The following is a 3498-nucleotide window of genomic DNA, read 5'->3' on the forward strand; positions in this document are numbered from 1 at the left end:
GTTGAGGCAATAGTAATAATGAACGGTTTTTTTATAGAATGTTGATTAATGTTCATAATCATACTCACTTATACAAAAAGATTGATAAGAAAGTATTAGCTGAACTTACAATAAAGAAGAGATATTGAGAAAATCTTATCTTACAACAATAACTTAAGACTTGATTTTAAATGGTGCCCGAGGGCGGACTTGAACCGCCACGACTCGAAAGTCGAGGGATTTTAAATCCCTTGTGTCTACCGATTTCACCACTCGGGCTGAGTGATATTGCTGACTGCGGTTGCATTATGGAGGCGTGTCCCGGAGTCGAACCGAGCTACATGGATTTGCAATCCAGTGCATAACCGCTTTGCTAACACGCCGTAGCGTAAATTGGAGCGGGAAACGAGGCTCGAACTCGCGACCCCGACCTTGGCAAGGTCGTGCTCTACCAACTGAGCTATTCCCGCTTTCGCTGCAACACATTCGCTGTCAGTGGCGTGCATTTTACTGACTTCTTGAACGCTGTCAATTAAAAATATGAAAAAATATTATTGATTGATGAAAAAAAATGCAAGACGCGTAAATATGCTTTAAAACAAAGCGATTTATGGATAATTTTAGATCGTTTTTAATCTTTTTATATCATCGCAAAACTAAATTTAAAATCTACTTTAAACAGGCGATCCTTTGTGCCAAAATGTGGCAATGCTATTTATCCATACTGCACGGCATCATTCTCTTGCTGAATAAAAGTGCGGTGAAATTTTTTGCAATTTTTACGAGGAATAATATGACACAGCAATACAAAATCGAAACACTACTCGCGCAAGCAGGCAATCGCACAGATGAAAGAACAGGCGCAGTATCTACGCCTATTTTCCTTTCTACCGCCTATGGTCATCACGGTATTGGGGAAAGCACGGGATACGATTACACCCGCACGAAAAACCCTACGCGTACTGTTTTAGAAGAAACCATTGCTAAATTAGAAGGCGGGGAACGCGGTTTCGCTTGCGCTTCTGGTATGGCGGCAATTCAGTTAATTATGCAATTATTCGCTGCGCCCGATGAATGGATTGTGTCTAGCGATGTGTATGGCGGCACTTATCGTTTATTAGATTTTGCCTATAAAAATACTCACGGAGTGAAGCCAGTTTATGTGAATACGGCCTCTCTTGATGCCATTGAGCAGGCGATTACACCAAATACCAAAACGATTTTTGTGGAAACGCCGTCAAATCCATTAATGGAAGAATGTGATGTCCCAGCCATTGCAAAATTGGCGAAAAAGCACAATTTATTACTTATCGTAGATAATACATTCTTAACGCCGGTGCTATTCCGTCCTTTGGAATGTGGCGCGGATATTGTGATCCACAGCGGAACAAAATATATCGCAGGGCATAATGATGCCTTAGTGGGCTTGGTAGTCGCCAATGGGCAAGAGCTTTGTGATCGTCTGTTTTATATCCAAAATGGTGCGGGTGCTGTGCTTTCGCCATTTGATAGCTTTTTGACCATTCGTGGAATGAAAACCTTGGCATTGCGTATGGAACGTCATCAAAAAAATGCACAAGAACTCGCGAAATTCCTTGCTGAACAGCCACAAGTGAAAGATGTACTTTATCCAAATAAAGGCGGAATGCTCTCTTTCCGTTTGCAAGATGAATCTTGGGTTAATCCATTCTTAAAAGCGATTAAACTCATTACCTTTGCAGAAAGCCTTGGCGGCACAGAAAGTTTCATCACTTATCCAGCGACTCAAACCCATATGGATATTCCTGAGGCGGAACGTATTGCGCGTGGTGTGTGTAATTGTCTGCTACGTTTCTCAGTGGGCTTAGAAGATGTGGAAGATCTCAAAGCGGATCTGTTACAAGCTTTCGCCCAGTTAAAATAACAAAACAGGGAGAATAAAATGAGAGTCGCTGTTTATAGTACCAAAAGCTACGATCGCAAATATTTAGAATTAGTCAATGTGAAGTATGGATTTGAGCTTGAGTTCTTTGATTTTATGCTCACGGAATCTACCGCCAAAATGGCAGAACATTGCGATGTGGTGTGCATTTTTGTGAATGACGATGGCAGCCGAAAAGTATTGGAAAAATTGGCCGCACTTGGAGTAAAAATGGTGGCCTTGCGCTGCGCTGGTTTTAATAATGTGGATCTCAAAGCCGCACAAGAATTAGGTATTCAAGTGGTTCGTGTACCAGCTTATTCGCCAGAATCGGTGGCAGAACATACCGTAGGTTTAATGCTTACCCTAAATCGCCGCATTCACCGCGCTTATCAACGTACGCGTGAAGCGAATTTTTCCCTTGAAGGATTGGCAGGCTTCAATATGCACGGGCGCACAGTCGGGGTGATTGGCACAGGGAAAATCGGCATTGCCGTAATGCGGATTTTAAAAGGGTTTGGTATGCATATTTTGGCTTACGATCCGTTTAAAAATCCTGTTGCAGAAGAATTGGGGGCAGAATATGTGGAATTAAACGAATTATATGCCCGTTCGCAAGTGATTACGCTACATTGCCCCGCAACCCCTGAAAATCATCACCTGCTGAATCGTGAAGCCTTTGCGAAAATGCGAGATGGCGTGATGATTATTAACACCAGTCGCGGCACGTTGATCGATACACAGGCAGCGATTGATGCGTTAAAACAGCGTAAAATCGGGGCGTTAGGAATGGACGTGTATGAAAACGAGCGAGATCTTTTCTTTGAAGACAAATCAAATGAAGTGATTCAAGATGATGTTTTCCGCCGTTTATCTTCGTGCCATAACGTGTTGCTCACAGGGCATCAGGCATTCTTAACGGAAGAAGCGCTGACCAGTATTTCTAACGTAACCTTAGAAAATATTTACAGCCTAAAAACAGGCAAACCTTGCCCAAATTTAGTGCTGCTATCTTAACTTTTAACAATTACATTGATTAGTGATGATAGCTTGAATTTATGCTATCATCGCCCCATATTAAGGAAAACGCCATAGCCTATGGCGAATTAGATAATAGAAAATAAGGAAAATAAAATGAGTGAAGTATTACATACCACTGACGCTACTTTCGAAGCTGATGTTTTAAGATCAGATGTGCCTGTATTATTAGATTTCTGGGCGCCTTGGTGTGGCCCTTGTCGTATGGTTGGCCCAATTCTTGATGAATTAGCGGCGGAATTAGGCGATAAAGTGAAAATCGTGAAAATCAACATTGACGAAAACCAAGCAACACCAGCCCAATTTGGCGTTCGCAGCATTCCAACTTTATTAATGTTTAAAGAAGGAAAAGCCGTTGCTTCGCAAGTAGGCGCATTGCCTAAAAATCAATTAGCAGCGTTTATTGCACAAAATAGTTAATCCACCAAGAATAACCCCATCAGATGATGGGGTTTGTTTTATTGATACTTATCTTATCTTTTCTTTCTTGTTTTTATTGATTTCATTCTAAAATAAGTGCGGTGATTTTTTGCAAAGTTTTTGTAATTAAAGGGCTATTGTATTACCTCATTTTATCTTCC

General features: G+C 41.3%; 3 protein-coding genes and 3 tRNA genes. 3 read left to right on the forward strand and 3 right to left on the reverse strand.

Going from position 1 to position 3498, the window contains the following annotated elements:
• Positions 1-171: 171 nt before the first annotated feature.
• The 3 genes from ACLS0A_RS10830 to ACLS0A_RS10840 form a co-directional block, all read right to left on the reverse strand.
• Positions 172-258, reverse strand: a tRNA-Leu gene (locus ACLS0A_RS10830).
• Between the two features lie 30 nt (positions 259-288).
• A tRNA-Cys gene (locus ACLS0A_RS10835) sits at positions 289-362 on the reverse strand.
• A gap of 11 nt (positions 363-373) precedes the next feature.
• Positions 374-449, reverse strand: a tRNA-Gly gene (locus tag ACLS0A_RS10840).
• 323 nt (positions 450-772) lie between these two features.
• Between ACLS0A_RS10840 and ACLS0A_RS10845 the strand changes: the two genes are divergently transcribed.
• The 3 genes from ACLS0A_RS10845 to trxA all read left to right on the forward strand — a co-directional run bounded on the left by ACLS0A_RS10845 (position 773) and on the right by trxA (position 3337).
• Entirely contained in the window at positions 773-1882 is a 1110-nt protein-coding gene (locus tag ACLS0A_RS10845) for a methionine biosynthesis PLP-dependent protein (protein ID WP_416083478.1), read from the forward strand.
• 18 nt (positions 1883-1900) lie between these two features.
• Positions 1901-2896 carry a 2-hydroxyacid dehydrogenase gene (locus ACLS0A_RS10850; protein WP_416083479.1) on the forward strand — a complete coding sequence of 332 codons (996 nt, stop codon included), beginning with the start codon at positions 1901-1903 and terminating at the stop codon, positions 2894-2896.
• A 117-nt stretch (positions 2897-3013) separates the two neighbouring features.
• Positions 3014-3337: a thioredoxin gene (gene trxA, locus ACLS0A_RS10855; protein WP_115249234.1), complete on the forward strand. Its 324-nt coding sequence runs from the start codon at positions 3014-3016 to the stop codon at positions 3335-3337.
• The last annotated feature ends 161 nt before the right edge of the window (positions 3338-3498 follow it).

The sequence above is a fragment of the Avibacterium volantium genome (assembly GCF_049366555.1).
In the GTDB taxonomy this organism is placed as follows: Bacteria; Pseudomonadota; Gammaproteobacteria; order Enterobacterales; family Pasteurellaceae; genus Avibacterium; species Avibacterium volantium_A.